Consider the following 21939-nt stretch of genomic DNA (forward strand, 5'->3'; position numbering starts at 1 on the left):
GGGTCGCGGGTCAGCGCGGGCAGTTCAGCGACGAGCGACCCGCACCGAAGCCACGCGAGATGTCATGAATCGCGAGGGGCTTGCCGCAGACCGGGCAGGCGGGATCGACCGGGGCGCGGTACGGCTCCTCGGGGTGGCCCGCGCCGAGCGACGCCGGCCCGGCGATGGGGTAGAGGAAGCGGTTGAGGCGACCCACGAGCCCGGGGGCACCGTCGAACGGTGTCGGCTGCTTTTGTTTGTGCACGAATAGTTAGTGTACGTGTTAAATTGAAGGCATGGAAGATCCGCTGGCCCTCGACCGCCAGGTGTGCTTCGCGCTCGCCGCGACCAGCCGCTCGGTCATCTCTCTCTACCGCCCGGTGCTCGAGCCGCTCGGCCTCACCCACCCGCAGTACCTCGTGATGCTGGCGCTCTGGCAGCAGAGCCCGCTGCGCGTGCGCGACCTCGGCGACCAGCTGCTGCTCGAGCCGGCCACGCTCAGCCCGCTGCTCAAGCGCCTCGAGACGCAGGGTCTCCTCACGCGGTCGCGCAACGTCGTCGACGAGCGCTCCCTCGACATCGCCCTGACGCCCGAGGGGGCCGCCCTCCGCGAGAAGGCGCTCGCCGTGCCGGGCCGCATCGTCGAGCGCCTCGGCGTGCCGCTGCAGCAGCTCGAGCGGGTGCGCGACGAGCTGACCGCCCTGCTCGAGGCGAGCAAGGCCGCCGCGCCGGTCTGAGCTGCGCGTCCGGTCGCCGCACCCAATGTGGAGGCGGTGTTCGCTAGCGTGGAGGGCAATCCGCTACGAGCACCAGGAGACCCCCATGCCAGACCTCGCCGTCATCGTCCTCGCCGCGGGGCAGGGCACCCGCATGAAGTCCTCGACGCCGAAGGTGCTGCACCGCCTCGGCGGCCTGCCGCTCATCCATCACGTGCTCGAGTCGGCTCGCGCCCTCGACCCGCAGCACCTGCTCGTCGTGGTGCGCCATGACCGCGACACCGTGGCGGCCAGCGTGCTCGAGGTCGCCCCGCACGCGCAGCTCGTCGACCAGGACGACGAGCCCGGCACGGGCCGTGCCGTGCAGCAGGCCGTCGCGGCCCTGCCCGACGAGTTCGAAGGCGACGTCGTCGTCGTCAGCGCCGACGTGCCCTTCGTCGACCACGGCACACTGAACGCCCTCCTCGACCAGCACCGCTCCGACCAGGTCGAGGTGACCCTGCTGAGCGCTGTGGTGCAGGATCCGACGGGGTACGGCCGCGTGATCCGCAAGGCCGACGACACCGTCTCGAAGATCGTCGAGCAGAAAGACGCCTCGGCCGACGAGCTCGAGGTCGCCGAGATCAACTCCGGCACCTACGCCTTCACGGTCGCAGCCCTCCGTACGCACCTCTCGTTCATCACGTCCGCCAACTCGCAGAACGAGAAGTACCTCACCGACGTCGTCGGCCTCGTCACGATCAACGGCGGCACCGCCACCGCGAAGACCGTCGACGAGCCGTGGCGGATCGAGGGCGTCAACGACCGCGCGCAGCTCGCCGCCGCGGCCCGTCGCCTCAACGACCGGATCGTGCGGCACTGGCAGCTGGAGGGCGTCACGATCCTCGATCCGCAGACCACGTGGATCGATCGCGACGTGAGCCTCGCCGCCGACGTCGAGATCCTGCCCGGCACCCAGCTGAAGGGCGCGACCGTCATCGAGACCGGCGCCGTCGTCGGGCCCGACACCACGCTCGTCGACACCGAGGTGGGGGAGGGCGCGATCGTCAAGCGCACCGACGCCACCCTCGCCGTGATCGGTGCGCACGCGAACGTCGGGCCGTTCTCGTTCCTGCGCCCGGGCACGATCCTCGGCGCCGACGGCAAGATCGGCGCGTTCGTCGAGACGAAGAACGCCACCATCGGCGAGGGCAGCAAGGTGCCGCACCTCAGCTACATCGGCGACGCCGAGATCGGTGTCGGCTCGAACCTCGGCGCCGGCACGATCACGGCGAACTACGACGGCGTCGAGAAGCACCGCACCGAGGTCGGGTCGTACGTGAAGATGGGGTCGCACAACGTCTACGTCGCGCCCGTTAGGATTGGCGACGGAGCTGCCTCCGGCGCCGGTGCCGTGATTCGCAAAGACGTGCCGGCGGGTTCGCTGGCGCTGAGCGTGGCTCCGCAGCGAACCATCACCGGGTGGACCGAGGCGAAGCGCCCGGGCTCGCCCGGGGCGGAGGCTGCCAAAGCTGCGCGCGAGCGCGAATCAGAAGGCGAGTGACGTGTCCGGAATCAAGATCACCGGAGAAAACCGCCTCGTCCTGGTGACGGGGCGAGCCCACCCGGCTCTCGCCGATCAGATCGCCTACGAACTCGGCACCGAACTCACGCACACCGATGCCCGCACCTTCGCGTCGAGCGAGATCTACGCCCGCTACGACGACAGCGTCCGCGGCTCCGACGCCTTCGTCATCCAGTCGCACACGCGGCCGATCAACGAGTGGCTGATGGAGCAGCTCATCATGGTCGACGCCCTCAAGCGGGCCTCCGCGAAGCGCATCACCGTCGTCGCCCCCTACTACCCGTACGCGCGCCAAGACAAGAAGGGCCGCGGCCGCGAGCCGATCTCGGCCCGCCTGGTCGCCGACCTCTTCAAAGCGGCCGGTGCGCATCGCATCATGAGCGTCGACCTGCACGCCCCGCAGATCCAGGGCTTCTTCGACGGCCCCGTCGACCACCTCTTCGCCATGCCGGTGCTGCTCAAGCACTTCCAAGAGAAGCTCGATTCATCGACGCTGACCGTCGTCTCGCCGGACATGGGCCGCGTCAAGGTCGCCGACAACTGGAGCGAGAAGCTCGGCGCCCCGCTGGCCATCATCCACAAGCGCCGTGACCCCCGTGTGATGAACGAGGTCTCGGTGCACGAGATCGTCGGCGAGGTGCGCGGTCGCGTGTGCCTGCTGGTCGACGACCTGATCGACACGGGCCGCACCATCGTCAAGGCCGCCGAGGCGCTCAAGAAGGCCGGGGCGATCGGGGTCGTGGTCGCCGCGACGCACGCCGTGTTCTCCGACCCGGCGCCCGAGATCCTGTCGAACGAGTTCATCGACTCGGTCGTCGTCACCGACACGCTTCCTCTCACCGAGCACCAGCGTTTCCCGTCGCTCACCGTACTGCCGATCGCACCTCTCATTGCGCGGGCCATCCACGAGGTCTTCGACAACGGGTCCGTCACGTCGATGTTCGACGGCGCGGCGTGACCCGTCTCGTCGTCCTCGACTTCGACGGCACGATCTGCCTCGGCGACGCCCCCACACTGAGCTACGCCCGGCACGCCGACCTCGCTCTGGCCGAGCGCGACCCCGCGCACTTTGACGGGTTCATCGAGCGGGTCGTGTCCGTCTTCCTCGCCGGCCCTGACGTCGTCGCCCTGGGCGGCGACGACGCCGCTGAAGTCGCCGCCGCGCTCGAGGGCGTCGTCGACAGCGCCGACGGCTACGCGGCCACGGCCTCGCTTGCGCGCAGCCGCGGCGCAGAGCAAGCCGATCTCGACCGCGCCTACGAGGCCAGCCGCCGCGAACTCGCCGACGGTGTGCTCGAGACCTGGGCGCCGCCCGGCCTCACCGACTTCCTGGGCAGGATGCGAGAGACCTCGCCTGTCGTGCTCGTCACGAACGCGACCGAGACCGGCGTCGCACAGCAGCTCGACCACCTCGGCCTGGCCGAGGCTTTCGACGAGATCGTGACGAGCGCGGGCAAGCCGGCCGGGATGTCGGCGATCCTGACGCGCCTTCGTGCGGAGCACGGCCTCGCCGATGCACCCGAGCGCCTGCTGAGCGTCGGCGACATCTGGCGCAATGATCTCGCTCCCGCTGCCGAGCAGGGCAGCGCGACCGCCCTGATCGAGCGCTTCTCGACGCCCGAGGCCGAGCCGACCTTCCGCGCCCACGCGTTCGAAGAGCTCTACGCTCCCCTCGAGCGCTGGGCCGCCGCCGACCGCTAGCGCCGCCCCTTGGCCGGCCGCACCTCTGGCCGGGCTTTCCCACCTCGCCGAGGCGCAGTGCGGCGTGGCGCGCGCGGGTGCCACCGCCGATCGCCGGCACCGAAGGTGTCTTAGCCGGCCGAGGGGGCGGCAGCGGCGAGCTTCGCGGCGATCGTGAACTGCTGCCCGGGGTGATCCGCCGGCAGGTGCGGCCCGCCACCCGAGATCTGCTCGCGCAGCGTTCCCCTCGCAGGCGAGAGCGTCATCCGCCCGCGGCGCCGCAGCTCGGGCACCACGAGCGACGCGAAGTCCTCGCAGTCGGCCGTGCCGAACAGCGGCTCGATCAAGAAGCCGTCGAGGTCGGTCTCGTCCATGATCCGCTCGAGCGCATCGGCCACCTCGATCGGGTCGCCGACGAGCTGCAGCCCACGGGTGCCCTTGCCCTTGAGGTCGTCGAGGATCTCGCGGACCGTCGGGGGAGTCGAGCCGTCGGTGGGCAGGAAGCGGTCGATGTTGCTCTGGGCGATCTGCCCGATGTGGCCGCCGTCGTCTCGCAACTGGGTGAGGTCGCGGGCAGGATCGAGCGCGAGCAGATTGATGCCCGTGTTGCCGGCGTACAGCACGGCCACGACCTCGTCGCTCTGCATGGCGTCGAACTCGGCGCGCAGCGCGTGCGCCTCAGCACTGGTCGGGGCGACGGTCACCGAGAGGCCGACCATCGTCACGATCGATTGCGGGTCGCGCCCGTTGGAGGCGGCGCGGGCGCGGATGTCGGCGACGTTCGCCTTCGTCTGCGGCCCGGTCGTGTATTGCACGAACACGGCCTCGGCGTTGCGGGCGGCGTAGGCCCGGCCTCGGGCGGAGGTGCCGGCCTGGAAGAGCACGGGGGTGCGCTGCGGCGACGGCGACGTCGTGAAGTAGCCGTCCGAGCGGAAATGCGAACCCTCGAACGTGATCCGGTGGATCTTCGAGCGGTCGGCGAAGACCTGCGTCTCCTTGTCGGCGACGCGGGCGTCGTCCTCCCACGACCCTTCCCAGAAGGTCATGGCGAGGTCGACGTACTCGTCGGCCTGGTCGTAGCGGTCGTCGTGCTTGACCATCTCGGTGTGGCCGAAGAGGTCGGCGACGGTGTTGGCCGAGCCGCCGGTGACGATGTTCCAGCCGATGCGACCGCCGGTCAGGTGGTCGAGCGTCGCGTAGCGGCGGGCGGTCTGCAGCGGGTGGTCGAGGCCGGTCGCCGCGGTCACCACGAAGCCGAGGCGCTTCGTCTCGCGCGCCAGGGTCGGGATCAAGAGCGACGGGTCGATGCCGCCGAAATTGATGCCGCCGCGCGCCGCCATCTCGGGCAGATCGCCGTCGATCGACGGGTAGCCGAAGCCGTCGGCGAAGAACAGGAAGTCGAAGCCCGCCTCGTCGAGGATCTTGGCCATGCCGATCCAGAGGTCGAGCTCGTGGTAGAGCACCGAGTCGCTGCGCTCGTGGAACCAGCTGCGGGTGCCCCCGACCTGCGTGCCGGCGACTTCGAACACTCCGAGGTGGATCTGCTTCATGCCCCTAGTGAACCAAGCGGTTCACGCCGAGTCCAGCCACGAAACGAAGACTTAACAAACGACCCCGACCGGCTCAGGCCGGCGCCGATCTCAGGATCGGGTCGCCGCGGCTTCCACCCTCGCCACGAGAGCATCCATCGCCGGGTCGGCCGCGCGGGCGACGACCGCGTCGTCCTCCAGGCTCAGCAGGGTCGCCTGGAACCCCCGCCAGAGCGCCACGGTCTCGTGAGCCAGCACCTCGGCATCCTGCGCCCCGATGCCGGCGGCCCGGTACGCGCCCGCGACGTTGTCGACCCACTCCGTGCCGATGACGCCGAGCAGCTCGGCGAACCGTTCGCGCTCGAACCCGGCGAGGCCGAAGATCTCGAAGAACAGCCGGTGGAAGGGCCGATTGTCGGGGTCGGCGATGGTCGCCCACGCGACGCGGATGCGCCGGCCGATCGGCACGCTCGCGTCGGCGAAGCCGCCGAACAGCGATGTCATCCCGGTGAAGCGATGCTCGGACGCCTGCAGCGCTGTGACGATCAGCGCCTCGAGGCTGTCGAAGTAGTAGAGCAGCATGCGGTTGTTCGAGCCGACGGCGGCGGCGAGCCCTCGCAGTGTGACGCGCGCGATGCCGTGTTCGAGCACGTGGTCGACGATGCGCTCGAGCAGCTCCTGCCGGCGATCGGTGGCGACGGCCGTCTGCGGTTGATCCATGCAGGCGAGATTACCGGCACGCGGGCGGTCCCCTGACGGCAACACCAGCGAAATGCGGCCGTAACAAACCCGGGTTAGGTTCGCCCAAAGTCACCGAACGCTGCGCCGTGCCTCCGAAGCGCCGCCGCCGCGTCTCCGGGGCTCGACGAATCCACAGCAACCCGAAACGCGCGATCCCTTCGCCGACGAAAATCTGGAGTGTCCATGAGTGCTTTCTCCGCCCCGCCCGCAACCGAGTCGACCCTCGACCGGCGCGCATTCTTCCGCCTCGGCGGCACCGTCGGCCTCGTCGCCGGCACGACCGCGCTGCTCGCCGCCTGCTCCACGTCGAGCAATTCGTCGTCCTCGACCACGAAGTCGAGCGGCCCCGTCGCCGCCGGCGCCTACGGCACCATCGCGCTGCAGCTCTCGTGGATCAAGAACATCGAGTTCGCGGGCGAGTACTTCGCCACCGAGAAGGGGTACTACACCAAGGCCGGCTTCAAGGGCGTCACGCTCCTCGCCGGTGGCGGACAGACCGGCGCCGAGGCAGCGCTGCTCGCCGGGCAGGCCCTCGTCGGCCTGTCGTCGCCGTCGATCACGGCCCCCTCGGTGATCCAGGGAGCGGCTCTCAAGATCATCGGCTCGACGTACCAGAAGAACCCGTTCTGCCTCCTGTCGCTCGAAGAGAAGACCCCGATCAAGACCCTCGCCGACCTCAAGGGCAAGACGATCGGTGTGCAGTCGGGCGGCAACGAGACCATCATCAAGGGCTTCCTCGCGGCGAACAACCTCACGAACGACGTGAAGCTCGTCACCACGCAGTACAGCATCGCGCCTCTCGAGGCCGGCAAGTACGACGCCCACACGTCGTACACGACGAACGAGCCGCTCGAGGCGAAGGCCGACGGCTTCACCCCTGTCGTGCTGACCCTCGCCGACAACGGCCTGCCGTTCACGGCCGAGACCTTCACGGTGACGCAGGACTCGATCGACAACAAGCGCGACCTGCTCAAGGCGTTCCTCAAGGCCGAGATCCAGGGCTGGACCGACGCCGTGAAGGACCCGACCCAGGCCGCGAAGTACGCTGTCGACAAGTACGGCAAAGACCAGAACCTCGCCGTGCCCGAGCAGACCAACGAGATGACCGCCCAGAACGCGCTCATGCTGACCGACGACGTCAACAAGAACGGCCTGTTCACGATGACCACCGCGCTGATCGACGAGAGCATCAAGTCGCTCGGCCTCATGGGCTCGAAGATCACCGCCGACAAGCTCTACGACATGAGCCTGATCAAAGAGGTCTACAAAGAGAACCCCGACCTCGTCACCACCTTCACGATCCCGAGCGCGTAAAGAGCACCATGACCACCTCGCCCAGCACTGAACTCCTGATCGCCACGAGCGACCCGGCCGGCCGGCCGGAGCTCTCGACCGGCATCAACATCCAAGGCCTGACGAAGACGTTCGACATGGGTCGGAAGTCCGTCCAGGCCCTGTCGGAGGTCAACCTGGGCACCAAGAAGGACTCCTTCTTGAGCCTTCTGGGGCCGTCAGGATGCGGAAAATCCACGATTCTCCGCATCCTGGCCGGCCTCGAGACGCCCACCACGGGCACCGTCGTGGTGAACGGCAAGTCGAGCGCTCAGGTGCAGAAGAGCCACGAGACCGGCATCGCCTTCCAGGACAGCGCCCTGCTGCCCTGGCGGACGGTCAAGAAGAACATCCAGCTGCCGCTCGAGGTCTCGGGCATCACGCCGCCGCCGCACCTCGTCGACGACCTCATCGAGCTCGTCGGCCTCACGGGCTTCGAGAACGCGAAGCCCGCCCAGCTGTCCGGCGGCATGCGCCAGCGCGTCTCGATCGCGCGCTGCCTGGCCGTCCAGCCCACGATCATGCTGCTCGACGAGCCGTTCGGCGCGCTGGACGACATGACGCGCCAGCGCATGAACGTCGAGCTCCTGCGCATCTGGGGCGAGAAGCCCGCCACCACGCTGATGGTGACCCACGGCATCTCCGAGGCGGTCTTCCTCTCCGACGTCGTCGCCGTCATGAGCGCACGGCCCGGCAGGATCGCCGAGGTGGTCGAGATCGACCTCCCGCGCCCCCGCCTGCCCGAGCTGCAGCGCACCCCGGAGTTCCACGCGTACGTCGACCGGATCTCCGAGATCCTGTTCGGCGCCCACGGGGCGGCCGTCGATGACTGACACTCGGGCCGCCCGCACCGACCAGGGCACGGCCGACGTCTCGGCCGCCGAGAGCGTCTCGCTCAGCCTCGAGACGCCGGGCCGGGGCGAGCGCCCCACGCTGCTCGGGCGGCTGCACGGCATGCCCCCGTGGGTGGGCGCGATCATCGGCATCGTCGTCGTCATCATCGTCTGGCAGATCGTGTCCGTCACGTTCTACCCGAAGACGCAGTCGATCCCGCAGCCGGGCCTCGTCGGCAAGCAGCTGATCTACGACCTCTTCCAGACCGGCGTGTACTGGAACGCCATCGCCAAGACCGGCGGCGCCGCGGCCTGGGGCTACCTCTGGGGTAACCTCGTCGCCTTCTTCCTCGCCTTCCTGGTGCTGATCCAGCCCTGGTTCGAGAACATCTCGCTGCAGCTCGCCGTCATCACCTCGTGCATCCCGCTGACGGCCATCGGCCCGATCGTGACGCTGCTGGCCCCGGCCGGCAGCCGCAGCACCTCCATCTTCCTCGCCGCCCTGAGCGTGATCTTCACGACCGTGGTCGGCACGCTGCTGGGCCTTCGAGCCGCGAGCGAGACCCAGATCGACGTGATCCGGGCCTACGGCGGCGGCCGCATGACGCAGCTGTTCAAGGTGCGTCTCATCGCCGCCCTGCCGAGCATCCTCGCCGCTCTCAAGCTCGCCGCCCCCGCCGCCTTCCTCGGCTCGGTGCTCGGCGAGTACTTCACCAACGGGGTCGACTCGGGCATCGGCATCCTGCTGCTCGCCGCCCAGGCGACCGGCGCCTCGGTCCGCCTCTGGGCACTCGCCTTGATCAGCGCCGGCGTCGCCGGGCTCGCCTATTTCGTCATCGGCCGCATCGGCCGCCTGCTGGCCCCCTGGTCGGCGGGCGACTCGAACGCCGGAGGAGGGTTCTGATGGCCACGATCGCACCGACTTCGAGCGGGTCCGTCTCGACCTCGAACGCCGTCGAGACCACCCGCTGGGTGCTGGGCCGGATCGGACGCACCGTCGTCACGATCCTGATCTCGCTCGTGATCCTGACGGCCGGCTGGTGGGTCGCGCTCAAGGCGCTGAATGCGAACGCGTTCATCGCCAAGACGCCTCTCGACGTCGTCAAGTACCTGTTCGTCAAGAACCCGCTGCTGACGACTGCGCCGAGCGACATCCGCCACATCCTCTGGCAGCTGCTGGAGGTGACGCTCTACCATGCCGCCATCGGCTTCGTCGGAGGCATCGTCGGCTCGGTGATCGTCGCGATCCTGTTCACCATGATCCGGCCGCTCGAGTTCATGTTCATGCCGCTGGCCATGCTGCTGCGCACGGTGCCGCTGCTCGCCATGGCGCCGGTCATCTACCTCGTGCTCGGCAACGGCGCGCTGACGGCGGGCTTCATCGGGGGAGTGGTGGTGTTCTTCCCGCTGCTGGTCAACCTGACGCTCGGCTTCCGCTCGGTCAGCCAGCAGTCGGTCGACTTGATCCGCGTCTACGGCGGCAACCGCTGGACGATCATGACCAAGGTCGCCTTTCCGACCGCGCTGCCGCACTTCTTCGCGTCGATGCGCATCGCGGTGCCCGGCGCTCTGACCGGCGCGATGCTCTACGAGTGGCTCTTCACCTTCCAAGGCCTCGGCGGCGTCATCAACCAGGCCAAGACCAACTCCAACTACGGGCAGATCTGGGCGATCGTGGTCGTCATCACGGTCGTCGCCATCGTCTTCTACACGATCACCACCTTCATCGAGACCGCCGTGCTCGCGAAGTGGGGCCCCAACGCGGGAAAGAGCATCAACAAGTGACCGACACCACCCTCGCGGCCGAGACCACCTCGGTGCGCGATCTCAGAGCCCTGCCCAAAGGCCACCTGCACATCCACTGGGAGGCCGCCATCCGCCGCGCCACCCTCGACGAGATGGGCACCGCCGCGGGCCTCGTCATCGACGTGCCGACCGTGTTCGACGACTTCTCCGACTTCAGCGCGACCTACCGCAGCATGCTGCAGGTGCTCAGCGTCGAAGAGAACCTCTTCCGGCAGATCGACGAGACCGTCGAGGACTGCGCCCGCGAGGGAGTCGTCTACGCCGAGTTCGGTGCCAGCCCGCACTTCTACGCGTCGACGTTCGGCTCGACCGAGCTCGCGCTCGACGCGCTCATCGAGCAGGCGCGGATCAGCGGCGAGAAGTGGGGCGTCGAGGTCGGCCTCATGATCACCCTCGACCGCACCGAGAGCGTCGAGACCGCCATCGCGTACGCCGAGATCGCGGCGGCCTCCGCGGGCCGCGGCGTCGTCTCGCTGGGCCTCGCCAACGACGAGCGGGGCCATCCCGCCGCGGACTTCGCCGAGGCGTTCCGCATCGGCAAGGCCGCAGGGCTCTTGTCGACGCCGCATGCGGGCGAGCTCGCCGGGCCGTCCGAAGTGCTGGCGGCCGTCGAGGTGCTGGGCGCGGATCGCGTGCTGCACGGCGTGACGAGCGTGCAGGATCCTGAGCTCCTCGCCTTGCTCGCCGCGCGGGGCATCTGTCTCGACGTCTGCCCCACCTCCAACGATCTCCTCGGCGTCGTCGGCACGCTCGACCAGCACCCGCTGAAATTGCTGCTCGACGCCGGTGTGCGCTGCTCGATCAACGCCGACGACCCGGTGCTCTTCGGCCCCGGCATCCTCGACGAGTACGAGACGTCGCGCACGGTGCTCGGCCTCTCCGACGAGCAGCTCGCCGCGTGCGCCCGCTCGTCGATCGAGTGCAGCGGGGCGTCCGACGCGCTGAAGGCCCGGGCGCTGGCCGGGATCGACGCCTGGCTCGCCTCCTGATGACCACAGCGGTGCGGCGGGTCTTCGAGGGCGCTTACGTCGCGACCGTCGACACCGCGGGTCACGAGTTCGACGGCGGACACGTCGTCGTCGACGGCTCGCGCATCGTCGCGGTCGGCGCGGGGCCGGCGCCGGTCTGGGCGGTCGACGGGCTCGCAGCCCCCGGGGCGGCCTTCGCCCCCTCGGTGACGACGCGCATCGACGCCCGCGGCCACCTGCTGACCCCGGGGCTCGTCAACACGCACCACCACCTCTACCAGTGGCTCACCCGCGGCATCGCGCAAGACAGCATCCTGTTCGACTGGCTCGTCGCGCTCTACCCGACCTGGGCGCGCATCGACGAGGACCTCGTCGAGGCCGGGGCGGCGGCAGCCATGGCAGTGCTCGCCCGCTCGGGCTGCACCACCGTCGCCGATCACCACTACGTCTTCCCGCAGGGCTCGGGCGACATCCTCGGTGGCATCGTGCGCTCGGCAGACACCGTCGGGGTGCGCCTGCACGGCACGCGAGGCTCGATGGACCTCGGCCGCTCGCAGGGCGGCCTGCCGCCCGACTTCGCCGTCGAGACCACGGCGGCCGCCCTCGAGGCATCGGCGGCGGCGGTTGAGAAGTACCACGACCCTTCGGCCGACGCTCGGGTGCAGATCGCGATTGCGCCGTGCTCGCCGTTCTCGGTGACGGCCGACCTGCTGCGGGAGGCCGCGATCCTGGGCCGGTCTCTGGGTGTGCGGCTGCACACGCACGGCTCCGAGACGATCGAAGAGGACGCCTTCTGCCACGAACGCTTCGGCAAGACCCCGACGCAGTATCTCGACGACCTCGGCTGGCTCGGCGACGACGTCTGGATGGCGCACAGCGTGCACCTCGACGAACACGCGATCGCCCGCTTCGGCGCGACCGGCACCGGAACGGCGCATTGCCCGTCGTCGAACGCTCGGTTGGCCGCCGGCATCGCGCCCATCCCGCAGCTGCTCGCCGCGGGCGCACCCGTAGGGCTCGGCGTCGACGGCTCGGCCTCGAACGAGTCGGGCCAGCTCGGCACGGAGATCCGCCAGGCCGTGCTGATGAACCGGCTGCGGGCCGGGGCCGACGGCTTCTCGGTGCGGGACGGCCTCAGGATCGCCACACTCGGCGGCGCGCGTGTGCTCGGTCGCGATGCCGACCTGGGGTCGATCGAGGTGGGCAAGCTCGCCGACCTGGCGCTCTGGCGCATCGACGGCGTGGAGTTCGCCGGCCTCGCGGATCCTGTCGCCGCTCTCGGTCTCGCCGCGATGCCGCCGCTCACCGCGCTCTACGTCGGGGGAGATCCCGTCGTCGACGAGGGCTCGCTCACCCGCGCCGACGAGCGCACGCTCGCCGCCGATGCCGCTCGTGCCTCGGCCACCCTCCGCGCCCGCGCCTAGCTCCCCTCCTCCGTTCTACCTATAGGTAGCGCCCTCCCGACAGGAAGTTTCCTGTCGCGAAGGGCGCACCTATAGGTAGAACGGGAGTAGGTAGCGCCCTCCCGACAGGAAGTTTCCTGTCGCGAAGGGCGCACCTATAGGTAGAACGGGAGAGGGATCGGCTAGTGGGTGCTGGGCTCCGTCTCGATCTCCGAGCGGTCGTCGCTCCAGAGGGTGTGGAACACCTTGTCGCTGTCGATGCGCTTGTAGGTGTGCGCACCGAAGAAGTCGCGCTGACCCTGGATGAGCGACGCAGGCAGGCGCTCGGCGGCGAGCGAGTCGTAGTACGCCAGCGCCGACGAGAACCCGGGCACGGGGATGCCCGACAGTGCGGCCTTCGCGACGATGCGGCGCCAGGCGTCTTCACCGTCGGCGATGGCCTTGGCGAAGTACTCGTCTTCCAGCAGCGTCGCGATGGTCGAGTCGTTCTGGTAGGCGTCGACGATGCGGTTCAGGAACTGCGCGCGGATGATGCAGCCGCCGCGCCAGATCTTCGCCACGGCACCCTTGTCGATGTCCCAGTCGTACTCTTTCGCGCCGGCGATGATGGCGTCGAAGCCCTGCGCGTAGGCGACGATCTTCGAGGCGTAGAGCGCCTTCTGCACGTCGTCTTCGAAGTTTTCACCCTTGTCTTGCACGGTGGGGCGGTTCTTCAGCGTCTTACGGACGGCTTCGCGCTGGTCGGGCTTCGACGAGACGGCGCGGGCGAAGACGGCTTCGGCGATGCCGCCGACGGGGACGCCGAGGCCGACCGAGTTCTGCACCGTCCAGACGCCGGTGCCCTTCGAGCCCGCCTCGTCGACGATGACGTCGACCAGCGGCTTGCCGGTCTTGGCGTCCTTCTGCTTGAGCACCTCGGCGGTGATCTCGATCAGGTACGACTCGAGTTCGCCCTTGTTCCACTCGCCGAAGACCTCGGCGATGGCGTCGGGGTCGTGGCCGCCGATGTGACGCAGCAGGTCGTATGATTCGGCGATGAGCTGCATGTCGGCGTACTCGATGCCGTTGTGGATCATCTTCACGAAGTGCCCGGCGCCGTCATGGCCGATGTGCGTCACGCACGGCTCGCCCTCGGCGACCGCGGCGATGGACTTCAGGATCGGGCCGAGAGTCTCCCAGGCCTCGTCGCTGCCGCCGGGCATGATCGACGGGCCCTTGAGGGCGCCCTCTTCACCGCCCGAGATGCCGGTGCCGACGAAGTTCAGCTTCTTCTCGCGGAGGTCGTGCTCGCGCCGGATGGTGTCCTGGAAGTTGGCGTTGCCGCCGTCGACGATGATGTCGCCCTCTTCGAACAGGTCGGCGAGCTGCGAGATGACCGCGTCGGTACCCTTGCCGGCCTGCACCATGATGATCGCGGTGCGCGGCTTCGACAGCGACGCGGCGAAGTCCTCGATCGTCTTCGACGCGATGAAGCCGGCGTCGCCGTGCTCTTTCATGAGGACATCGGTGCGCTCGGGGGAGCGGTTGTAGACGGCAACGGTGTTGCCCTCACGCGAGGCGAGGTTGCGCGCCAGGTTCGAACCCATGACGGCCAGCCCGACCACGCCGATGTTCGCCTTGCCCTGTGTGTCTCCGTGTTCGGCCACGGTGCCTCCTTCGAAAGTAAGTACTGTCAATCTATCCGCGGGCCGACACGTGTTACCAGGCATTGCCGATACCCGGCAGGCGCCACCCCGTGTAGACTCTCCCCTTGAACTTCGGCGAGGGGTGCGGTTGCACCCGTTATCGACGCGGTGGGCGGACAGGTCCTGTCTTTCCTCACGCTGACAATGCGTTCGAGTTGAATCCCGAGGGCGACCCCCTCACACTCACTTCTAGGAGACACCCATGGCTGACGCCACCGACAACAAGCTCAGCGTCGAACGACGCACGTCATTCGGCAAGGGCGCGGCCCGCAAGATCCGCGCCGTCGACAAGATCCCCGCCGTGCTCTACGGCCACGGCACCGACCCCGTGCACCTCACCATGCCGGGCCACGAGACGATGCTCATCACGCGTCGCGCCAACTCCGTGCTCGAGCTCGACATCGAGGGCACGCAGCAGCTGGCCCTCGTGAAGGACATCCAGCGCGACCCGGTGCGCCAGATCATCGAGCACATCGACCTCATCGTCGTCCGTGCCGGTGAGCGCGTCGAGGTCGAGATCCCCGTGCACATCGAAGGCGAGTCGGCTCCCGGCACGATCCACGTCGTCGAGGCCAACACCCTCCTGCTCGACGTCGAGGCCACCCACATCCCCGAGCGCGTCGTGGTCTCCATCGAAGGTCTCGAAGACGGCGCCCAGGTGCTGGCCGGCGCGGTCGAGTTGCCTCGCGGCGCCAAGCTCGTGAACGACCCCGAGATGATGGTCACCAACGTCAGCCTGCCCCGTGCCGAGGTCGCCGCCGAAAACGAAGAGACCGCCGAGGGCGACGTGCCCTCGATCGAAGACGAAGAGCGCTCCGAATAACTCGGCTCCTCTTCCGACGCACAGCAGCACACAGGACCGCCCGAAGGCACTCCACTGGACGACAGCAGATGGCTCGTGGTCGGGCTCGGCAACCCCGGGCCCGGCTACGCCTCGACGCGCCACAACGTCGGCCAGATGGTGCTCGCGCTGCTCGCCGACCGACTGCAGTCGGGGTTCAAGACCTCGAAGACGCAGGCCACGGTCGCCGAGGGGCGCAGCTTTCCGGGCGGTCCTCGGTTCGTCCTGGCGAAGCCGACGACGTTCATGAACGTCTCCGGACCGCCGGTCGCAGCCCTGCTGCGCTACTACGACCTCGACGTGTCGCGACTCATCGTCGTTCACGACGAGCTCGACATCCCGTTCGACACCCTCAAGCTCAAGCAGGGCGGCGGCCACGGCGGCCACAACGGCCTGCGCGACATCATCGCGGCCACAGGATCGAACGACTTCACCCGGGTGCGCGTCGGCATCGGTCGCCCTCCCGGCCGACAGAGCGCTGCCGACTTCGTCTTGAACGACTTCACGAGCTCCGAGCGCAAGACGCTTCCGAACCTCCTCGACGAGGCGACCGACGCCGTCGAGATGATTGCCGCCGACGGCCTGACCGCGGCGCAGCTCCGGTTCCATACGGCGAGCTAGGGCCGCCGCGGGCTGCCGCGCGCTCTCTGAGGGCGGCCGTCGGAGGGCCCACGTACACTTGTCCGAGTGATCCTCCAGGGTGTAATTCCTGCGCTTTCGCGCGCCTCGACGTTCGATGCTGCCCTGGCGCAGGCGCGTCGGTCGACCGACTTCTCGCTCGTCGACGGGTTGCGGGTTCCGCTGCTGGCGGGCCTTCTCGAGCGCCGCACCGAGGCGGCCGACGGCGCGCCCCAGGCCCTCCTCGTCATCACCGCCACCGGTCGCGAGTCAGAGGCCGTGCGCATTTCTCTCGCGAGCTATGTGCCGGATGCCGAGATCATCGAATTCCCCGCGTGGGAGACGCTGCCGCACGAGCGCCTCAGCCCGAGCGCCGAGACGGTCGGCAAGCGGATCCACGCGCTGCGGAGGCTTGCCGCGTGGTCTGCCGCGGCAGACCTCGATCCTGTTGCCCGCGCTGAGCCGCTGAAGCCCATCGTCGTGGTCGCCGGCGTCCGTGCGGCCCTCCAGCCGATCTCCGACAACCTCGCCGACATCGACCCCGTCGTCTTGACGACCGGCGGGCGTGGCTACGACCTCGGCGTCATCGCCCTTCAGCTGGTCGACCTCGCGTACGCGCGGGTCGACATGGTGACGCGACGCGGCGAGTTCGCGGTGCGCGGCGGCATCCTCGACGTCTTCCCGCCTACGGCCGAGCACCCGGTGCGCGTCGACTTCTTCGGCGACGAGGTCGACCAGATGCGCTGCTTCGCCGTGGCCGACCAGCGCAGCCTCGACACGGAGATCACGACTGTCGAGCTGCCGCCGAGCCGCGAGATGCTGCTGACCGAGCCGGTGCGGCAGCGGGCCCGCGAGATGCAGCACGAGTTCCCGAGCCTGGCGCAGATGCTCGAGAAGATCGGGCAGGGCATTCCCGTCGAAGGCATGGAGTCGCTCGCACCGGCCCTCGTGCACCGGCTGGTGCCGCTGACCCACTACCTGCCAGCATCCTGCGCCATTGCGGTGCTCTCGCCCGAGCGAGTGGTGTCGCGCGCGCAGAGCCTCGCCGAGACCAACCGCGAATTCCTCGAGGCGGCGTGGAGCGCGGCGACCGCCGGTGCCGAGGCGCCGATCGACCTCGACTCGGGCGACTTCCTGACCCCGCGCGACCTGCGCGACTTCGCCGGCGACCGCACCTGGTGGACGTTCAGCGGGTTCGACTCAGGCCTGGCCGCGGTCGAAGCCGCGTCGATGACGGACGCCGAGAAGGTCGACGCCGCCGGCGACTACGTGCGGATCGACGCCGAGACCGTGCCGAGCTTCTCGGGCAACGCCGAGGGCGCCGTCGCGCACGTCGCCGACCTGGCCCGCGACGGCTGGAGCATCGTCGTCACGGCGCGCGGTGCCGGGCTCGTCGAGCGTGCCCGCGACGTGCTGAGCGAGGCGGGTGTCGCAGCCCGCCTCGAAGACACCCTGCCTGCCGAGCTCGAGCCCGGCGTCGTCCACCTCGTCGCCGGTGGCATCGAGGCCGGCTTCGAGGTGCCCGAAGCGAAGTTCGCCGTGCTCGGCGAGACCGACTTCTTCGGCCGCGCCGCCGGGTACGAGAGCCGCCAGGTCAAGAAGCTCGCGTCGCGGCGCAAGAACGTCGTCGACCCCCTGCAACTCAAGACCGGCGACATCGTGGTGCACTCGACGCACGGCATCGGCCGATTCCTCGAGCTCACCAGCCGCGAGGTGTCGACGGGCGGCCGCAACCCGGTCAAGCACAGCCGCGAATACCTCGTGCTCGAGTACGCCCCGTCGAAGCGCGGCCAGCAGGGAGACCGCCTCTACGTGCCCACCGACCAGCTCGACCTGCTCAGCCGGTACGTCGGCGGCGAGGCGCCCAAGCTCTCGAAGATGGGCGGCAGCGACTGGTCGCAGGCCAAGGGCAAGGCCCGGAAGGCCGTCCGCGACATCGCCGTCGAGCTCGTCAAGCTCTACTCGGCGCGCATGGCCTCGAAAGGCTACGCCTTCAGCCCCGACACCCCGTGGCAGCGTGAGCTCGAAGAGGCCTTCCCCTTCGCGGAGACCCCCGACCAGCTGACCACGATCGACGAGATCAAGGCCGACATGGAGCGCCCGATCCCCATGGACCGCCTCATCTCGGGCGACGTCGGCTACGGCAAGACCGAGGTCGCGATCCGTGCCGCGTTCAAAGCGATCCAGGATGGCAAGCAGGTCGCGATGCTCGTGCCCACCACCCTCCTGGTCAGGCAGCACATAGAGACCTTCGCCGAGCGCTTCGCCGGGTTCCCGGTGCACGTCCGTGCGCTCAGCCGCTTCCAGAGCGTCAAGGAGAGCAAGGAGACGATCGCGGGGCTCGCCGACGGCACGGTCGATCTCGTGATCGGCACCCATCGGATCCTGACCGAGGGGCTGGCCTTCAAAGACCTCGGCCTCGTGATCATCGACGAAGAGCAGCGGTTCGGCGTCGAGCACAAAGACCAGCTGAAGAAGCTCAAGACGAACGTCGACATCCTCGCGATGAGTGCCACGCCCATCCCGCGCACGCTCGAGATGGCGGTGACCGGCATCCGTGAGATGTCGACGCTGGCCACCCCGCCGGAGGATCGTCACCCCATCCTCACCTTCGTCGGGCCGAACAGCGACCGGCAGATCGGCGCGGCGATCCGCCGCGAGCTGCTGCGCGAGGGCCAGATCTTCTTCGTGCACAACCGCGTCTCGTCGATCAACCGCGTTGCCGCCCAACTCGCCGAGCTGGTACCCGAAGCCAGGATCGCCGTCGCCCACGGCCAGATGGCGGAGTCGCAGCTCGAGCAGGTGATGGTCGACTTCTGGGAGCGCAAGTTCGACGTGCTCGTCTCGACCACGATCATCGAGACCGGCCTCGACATCGCCAACGCGAACACGCTGATCATCGATCGCGCCGACCGCTACGGCCTGTCGCAGCTGCACCAGCTGCGCGGGCGAGTCGGCCGAGGGCGTGAGCGCGGCTACGCGTACTTCCTCTACGACGCCGACAAGCCGCTCTCCGAGACGGCGCAGGACCGCCTCGAGACGATCGCCGCCAACAACGAGCTCGGCGCCGGAATGCAGGTCGCGCTCAAAGACCTCGAGATCCGCGGCGCCGGCAACCTGCTCGGAGGCGAGCAGTCGGGCCACATCGCGGGCGTCGGCTTCGACCTCTACCTGCGCATGATCGGCGAGGCGGTCAACGCCTTCCGTGGTGACGTGGCCGAGGGCCAGACCGAGCTGCGGCTCGAGCTGCCCGTCGACGCGCACATCCCCGAAGAGTACGTCGAGTCGGAGCGCCTCCGGCTCGAGGCTTACCAGAAGCTGTCGACGGCCTCGTCTCCGACGTCGAGCGACGAGCAGATCACGTCCGTCTTGGAGGAGATGACCGACCGCTATGGCGAACCGCCCGCGCAGGTGCTCGCCTTGATCGAGGTGTCACGCCTTCGCCGGATGGCTCAGAAGATCGGGCTCAGCGAGGTCGTCGCCATGGGCGCGAACCTGCGCGTCGCGTCGTTCGAGCTGGCAGACAGCGTGCAGATGCGGCTGCAGCGGCTCTTCCCGGGCGCGCGGTACTTCGCGCAGACGAAGTCGGTGACCGTGCCGATGCCGCGCCCTGACGGCGAGCCGCTGGCCGACGCCGAGCTGATCTCGTGGGTCGAGCAGCTGCTCGTCGCCGTCTACGGCGCGGCTCCTGCGTCGGCCGAGCCGGCCGGCTCGCCGAGCTAGACTCCCGCGCGGGTCGAGCCCGGGCCGCCGTGGCCAGGGCTCAGCGCGGCTGGCCGACCGCCGCGCGCTTGGCGGCGTTCGCGCGGGTCTCGGCGCGCTTCAGCAGAGTGACGAGCACCGCGGCGATCACGATCGAGATACCCGAGCCGATCAGCACGGCGAGCGTGCCCTCGTCGACGATCTCGGGCTGGCGCTTGAACGCGAGCTCGTTCATCAGCAGCGACACGGTGAATCCGATCCCGCCGAGCATCGCCACCGTCACCAGCTCGAACATGCTGAGCGTCTGGCTGCGGCGAGTCGGGTCAGGGTCACGGAACACCCGCGACGCGATCCCGCCCGCCAGCGTGATGCCGATGAGCTTGCCCACGGGCAGCGCGATCACGATCGCCCAGAACACGGGGCTCAGCTGGCCGAGCCCGACGCTCGGCACGGCGACGGCCGCCGCGGCGAACGCGAAGATCGGCAGCACGAGCCCGTTGACGAAGGGCTCGAGCGCGTGCACGGCCTTGCGGGCCGGATCGAGCGGCAGGACGAGCCCGACCGCGACGGCGGCGATCGTGGCGTGCACCCCCGAGCGGTAGACGAAGTACCAGCTGACGACCGCGAGCACGATGACGAGCACGACGAGAAGCGCTCCTGCCGCGCCCTTCCGGCGCCCGAGCAGACGCCCGGCACCGAACGTGGCGGCGACGGCCACGACGCCGAAGCCGAGGAAGGCGAGGTTGCTGCCGTGGGTGAAGAACACCGCGATGATCAGGATCGCGACGAGGTCGTCGAGCACCGCCAGTGCCAGGAGGAACACCCTGATGCGCCCCGGCAGGTGCGACCCGAACACCGCGAGCACCCCGAGAGCGAAAGCGATGTCGGTGGCTGTCGGAATCGGCCATCCTGACCCGTAGCCCGACCCGATCGTCACGATGGCGAACACCACTGCGGGCATGATCACCCCGCCGATGGCCGCGATGCCGGGCACGATCGCCTTCTTGACCGAGTTGAGCTGCCCGCGCAGCAGCTCGTGCTTGAGGTCGACTGCCACGACGAAGAAGAAGAGCGCGAGCAACCCGTCGGACACCCAGTGGCCGACCGAGAGGTTGAGGCCGATGCCGGGGATGTCGAGGTGGTGGCTCTTGATCGCCAGCAGGCCAGGGCCCGTGGAGAGGTTGGCCAACACGAGGCCGAGGATCGCGGCACCGAGCAGGACGGCGGCGCCGACCCTCTCGGAGCGGAGGAAGGAGGGTGATGAGCTCATGGGCGTCCAATCGACGGGTCGTTGATGAGATGTCGACCAGGCTTCCCGACTCACCGGAACCCATTCTATCGTGAGGGGTCCGACATCCCCAGAGATGGAGCACCGTGCCCACACCTTCGGCCGCCGCCGCCCTCGACGCACTCCAGGCCACCGTCGACGCCTTGCTCGACCCGCCCGGCTGCGAGTGGAACCGGGCCCAGACCCACCGATCGCTCGTCACCTACCTGGTCGAGGAGACGTTCGAGCTCGTGGAGGCCATCGAAGACGGCAGCGTGGCCGACGTGCGAGAGGAGCTCGGCGATGTGCTGTACCAGGTCGTGCTGCACGCGGGCATCGCCGCCCGATCCAATGGCGAGGAGTTCGATCTGGCCGACGTGATGGAGAAGGTCGACGAGAAGATCCGTCGCCGCCACCCGCACGTCTTCGGCGCCGACCGTGCCGAGGGGGGCGCCGACCACGCCGACGGAGTCGACGACATCGTGCGGCTCTGGTCGGCCGCCAAGGCGCGCGAGAAAGCCGCCCGCACGAGTGCGTTCGACGGTGTGCCGCCCGCGCTGCCCGCCTTGGCGCGGGCGCAGAAGATCCTGTCGCGGGCCGGCGCTGCGGCCTCGGGTATGGAGCCGGGCGCAGGATCGGGATCAGTCGCCGAGGCGGGTCCCTCGCTCTCCGGCGCCCGCACCGAGGCCGAGTGGGGGAGGGCCCTGCTCGCCGAGGTCGAGCGCGCCTCGGCCGCCGGGCTCGGAGGTGATGGTGGCGGCCCGGATGGCTTCGATGCGGAGCGTGCGCTGCGCACCGCGGTGCGGGAGCGGGAGGCCGCCCTGCGCGCGGCCGAGGCGGTAGCGCGGTCGTCGGTGTGACGACCGCCGGGCGTCGAGGGTCGCGTCTCGGGAGACGGCGGGGCACCCCACAACCCGAATAGAGGGGACCCCGCCCGAGTCGGGGGATCAACCCGCCTCGACCGCGCTTGTTCAGCGCGATAATACCATCATACACCCCGGTGAAATGTCAGAATACCGTTCCCAGCATTTCATGAGGTGCGGTGCCGGCGGTGGCGATCGCCACCGAAATGGCCTGTCCGACGAGTCTCGCGACCGGCGGGCGCAAGACGGGCCATCTCGCAGTGAGATGACGCAGCGCCGCACTCCCGCGGGCAGGCCGACGGGCAAGCGGCCCGCGAGATCGCAGTTCGCCCGGACATCACGGGGCGCCCTCCTGAGGCGGCGCGGCGCACGACGAAGAGCGGTGCCCTGCGCCGAAGCGCAGGGCACCGCG

19 protein-coding genes are annotated in these 21939 nt (G+C 69.2%); 14 read left to right on the plus strand and 5 right to left on the minus strand.

Annotated elements, in window-relative coordinates; translation table 11 throughout:
• Positions 1-10: 10 nt before the first annotated feature.
• Positions 11-244 (minus strand): hypothetical protein, encoded by a 234-nt coding sequence (locus tag AX769_RS08570; protein WP_239451983.1) that lies wholly within the window; start codon positions 242-244, stop codon positions 11-13.
• Positions 245-275: 31 nt separating this feature from the next.
• Here AX769_RS08570 and AX769_RS08575 point away from each other — a divergent pair, with 31 nt between their 5' ends.
• The 4 genes from AX769_RS08575 to AX769_RS08590 all read left to right on the plus strand — a co-directional run bounded on the left by AX769_RS08575 (position 276) and on the right by AX769_RS08590 (position 3960).
• Positions 276-716: a MarR family winged helix-turn-helix transcriptional regulator gene (locus AX769_RS08575; protein WP_066278200.1), complete on the plus strand. Its 441-nt coding sequence runs from the start codon at positions 276-278 to the stop codon at positions 714-716.
• A gap of 85 nt (positions 717-801) precedes the next feature.
• Positions 802-2238 carry a bifunctional UDP-N-acetylglucosamine diphosphorylase/glucosamine-1-phosphate N-acetyltransferase GlmU gene (glmU, locus tag AX769_RS08580; RefSeq protein ID WP_066278203.1) on the plus strand — a complete coding sequence of 479 codons (1437 nt, stop codon included), beginning with the start codon at positions 802-804 and terminating at the stop codon, positions 2236-2238.
• Between the two features lies 1 nt (position 2239).
• Positions 2240-3217: a ribose-phosphate diphosphokinase gene (locus AX769_RS08585; RefSeq protein WP_066278206.1), complete on the plus strand. Its 978-nt coding sequence runs from the start codon at positions 2240-2242 to the stop codon at positions 3215-3217.
• Entirely contained in the window at positions 3214-3960 is a 747-nt protein-coding gene (locus tag AX769_RS08590; RefSeq protein WP_066278210.1) for an HAD family hydrolase, read from the plus strand. Before AX769_RS08585 ends, AX769_RS08590 begins: the two co-directional genes overlap by 4 nt.
• A gap of 110 nt (positions 3961-4070) precedes the next feature.
• On the opposite strand, the gene AX769_RS08595 is transcribed toward AX769_RS08590, so the two are convergent.
• Together AX769_RS08595 and AX769_RS08600 are read right to left on the minus strand one after the other, a co-directional pair.
• Positions 4071-5489, minus strand: a complete 1419-nt coding sequence (locus tag AX769_RS08595) for an NtaA/DmoA family FMN-dependent monooxygenase (RefSeq protein ID WP_066278212.1) — start codon at positions 5487-5489, stop codon at positions 4071-4073.
• Between the two features lie 90 nt (positions 5490-5579).
• Positions 5580-6188: a TetR/AcrR family transcriptional regulator gene (locus AX769_RS08600; RefSeq protein ID WP_066278215.1), complete on the minus strand. Its 609-nt coding sequence runs from the start codon at positions 6186-6188 to the stop codon at positions 5580-5582.
• Positions 6189-6392: 204 nt separating this feature from the next.
• Between AX769_RS08600 and AX769_RS08605 the strand changes: the two genes are divergently transcribed.
• The 6 genes from AX769_RS08605 to AX769_RS08630 are packed head-to-tail and all read left to right on the plus strand — an operon-like array spanning position 6393 to position 12572.
• Positions 6393-7523: an ABC transporter substrate-binding protein gene (locus AX769_RS08605; RefSeq protein WP_066278222.1), complete on the plus strand. Its 1131-nt coding sequence runs from the start codon at positions 6393-6395 to the stop codon at positions 7521-7523.
• Positions 7524-7531: 8 nt separating this feature from the next.
• Positions 7532-8374 (plus strand): ABC transporter ATP-binding protein, encoded by an 843-nt coding sequence (locus AX769_RS08610; RefSeq protein ID WP_066278224.1) that lies wholly within the window; start codon positions 7532-7534, stop codon positions 8372-8374.
• A complete protein-coding gene (locus AX769_RS08615) occupies positions 8367-9278 on the plus strand; it encodes an ABC transporter permease (RefSeq protein ID WP_082763615.1) in 912 nt (303 codons plus the stop codon). Before AX769_RS08610 ends, AX769_RS08615 begins: the two co-directional genes overlap by 8 nt.
• Positions 9278-10159 carry an ABC transporter permease gene (locus AX769_RS08620; protein ID WP_066278230.1) on the plus strand — a complete coding sequence of 294 codons (882 nt, stop codon included), beginning with the start codon at positions 9278-9280 and terminating at the stop codon, positions 10157-10159. Before AX769_RS08615 ends, AX769_RS08620 begins: the two co-directional genes overlap by 1 nt.
• Entirely contained in the window at positions 10156-11169 is a 1014-nt protein-coding gene (gene add, locus AX769_RS08625) for an adenosine deaminase (RefSeq protein WP_204249349.1), read from the plus strand. Before AX769_RS08620 ends, add begins: the two co-directional genes overlap by 4 nt.
• Positions 11169-12572, plus strand: a complete 1404-nt coding sequence (locus tag AX769_RS08630; RefSeq protein ID WP_066278233.1) for an 8-oxoguanine deaminase — start codon at positions 11169-11171, stop codon at positions 12570-12572. Before add ends, AX769_RS08630 begins: the two co-directional genes overlap by 1 nt.
• 161 nt (positions 12573-12733) lie before the next feature.
• Here AX769_RS08630 and gndA read toward each other — a convergent pair whose 3' ends face one another.
• Complete coding sequence (gndA, locus tag AX769_RS08635; protein ID WP_066283356.1) at positions 12734-14137, minus strand: NADP-dependent phosphogluconate dehydrogenase; 1404 nt, start codon at positions 14135-14137, stop codon at positions 12734-12736.
• Between the two features lie 301 nt (positions 14138-14438).
• On the opposite strand from gndA, the gene AX769_RS08640 reads away from it, so the two are divergent.
• The 3 genes from AX769_RS08640 to mfd all read left to right on the plus strand — a co-directional run bounded on the left by AX769_RS08640 (position 14439) and on the right by mfd (position 19418).
• Complete coding sequence (locus AX769_RS08640) at positions 14439-15059, plus strand: 50S ribosomal protein L25/general stress protein Ctc (protein WP_066278235.1); 621 nt, start codon at positions 14439-14441, stop codon at positions 15057-15059.
• Positions 15060-15113: 54 nt separating this feature from the next.
• Positions 15114-15698, plus strand: a complete 585-nt coding sequence (pth, locus tag AX769_RS08645; protein ID WP_082763618.1) for an aminoacyl-tRNA hydrolase — start codon at positions 15114-15116, stop codon at positions 15696-15698.
• A 66-nt stretch (positions 15699-15764) separates the two neighbouring features.
• The gene (mfd, locus tag AX769_RS08650) at positions 15765-19418 is read left to right on the plus strand and encodes a transcription-repair coupling factor (RefSeq protein WP_066278241.1); all 3654 of its coding nucleotides are present in this window, start codon (positions 15765-15767) and stop codon (positions 19416-19418) included.
• 40 nt (positions 19419-19458) lie between these two features.
• On the opposite strand, the gene AX769_RS08655 is transcribed toward mfd, so the two are convergent.
• Positions 19459-20667, minus strand: a complete 1209-nt coding sequence (locus tag AX769_RS08655; RefSeq protein WP_066278244.1) for a Na+/H+ antiporter NhaA — start codon at positions 20665-20667, stop codon at positions 19459-19461.
• 104 nt (positions 20668-20771) lie between these two features.
• Between AX769_RS08655 and AX769_RS08660 the strand changes: the two genes are divergently transcribed.
• The gene (locus AX769_RS08660; RefSeq protein WP_066278245.1) at positions 20772-21524 is read left to right on the plus strand and encodes a MazG nucleotide pyrophosphohydrolase domain-containing protein; all 753 of its coding nucleotides are present in this window, start codon (positions 20772-20774) and stop codon (positions 21522-21524) included.
• Positions 21525-21939: the final 415 nt, after the last annotated feature.

It is taken from the genome of Frondihabitans sp. PAMC 28766, assembly GCF_001577365.1.
Lineage (GTDB): Bacteria > Actinomycetota > Actinomycetes > Actinomycetales > Microbacteriaceae > Frondihabitans.

What these genes read in the sequence shown, in the direction of transcription:
- AX769_RS08605 (WP_066278222.1), top strand. Translation starts at nt 6,393, where the DNA reads ATGAGTGCTTTCTCCGCCCCGCCCGCAACCGAGTCGACCCTCGACCGG.
- AX769_RS08595 (WP_066278212.1), bottom strand. Translation starts at nt 5,489, where the DNA reads ATGAAGCAGATCCACCTCGGAGTGTTCGAAGTCGCCGGCACGCAGGTC.
- glmU (WP_066278203.1), top strand. Translation starts at nt 802, where the DNA reads ATGCCAGACCTCGCCGTCATCGTCCTCGCCGCGGGGCAGGGCACCCGC.
- AX769_RS08600 (WP_066278215.1), bottom strand. Translation starts at nt 6,188, where the DNA reads ATGGATCAACCGCAGACGGCCGTCGCCACCGATCGCCGGCAGGAGCTG.
- gndA (WP_066283356.1), bottom strand. Translation starts at nt 14,137, where the DNA reads ATGGGTTCGAACCTGGCGCGCAACCTCGCCTCGCGTGAGGGCAACACC.
- AX769_RS08610 (WP_066278224.1), top strand. Translation starts at nt 7,532, where the DNA reads ATGACCACCTCGCCCAGCACTGAACTCCTGATCGCCACGAGCGACCCG.
- AX769_RS08630 (WP_066278233.1), top strand. Translation starts at nt 11,169, where the DNA reads ATGACCACAGCGGTGCGGCGGGTCTTCGAGGGCGCTTACGTCGCGACC.
- AX769_RS08655 (WP_066278244.1), bottom strand. Translation starts at nt 20,667, where the DNA reads ATGAGCTCATCACCCTCCTTCCTCCGCTCCGAGAGGGTCGGCGCCGCC.
- AX769_RS08640 (WP_066278235.1), top strand. Translation starts at nt 14,439, where the DNA reads ATGGCTGACGCCACCGACAACAAGCTCAGCGTCGAACGACGCACGTCA.
- AX769_RS08620 (WP_066278230.1), top strand. Translation starts at nt 9,278, where the DNA reads ATGGCCACGATCGCACCGACTTCGAGCGGGTCCGTCTCGACCTCGAAC.
- AX769_RS08615 (WP_082763615.1), top strand. Translation starts at nt 8,367, where the DNA reads ATGACTGACACTCGGGCCGCCCGCACCGACCAGGGCACGGCCGACGTC.
- AX769_RS08575 (WP_066278200.1), top strand. Translation starts at nt 276, where the DNA reads ATGGAAGATCCGCTGGCCCTCGACCGCCAGGTGTGCTTCGCGCTCGCC.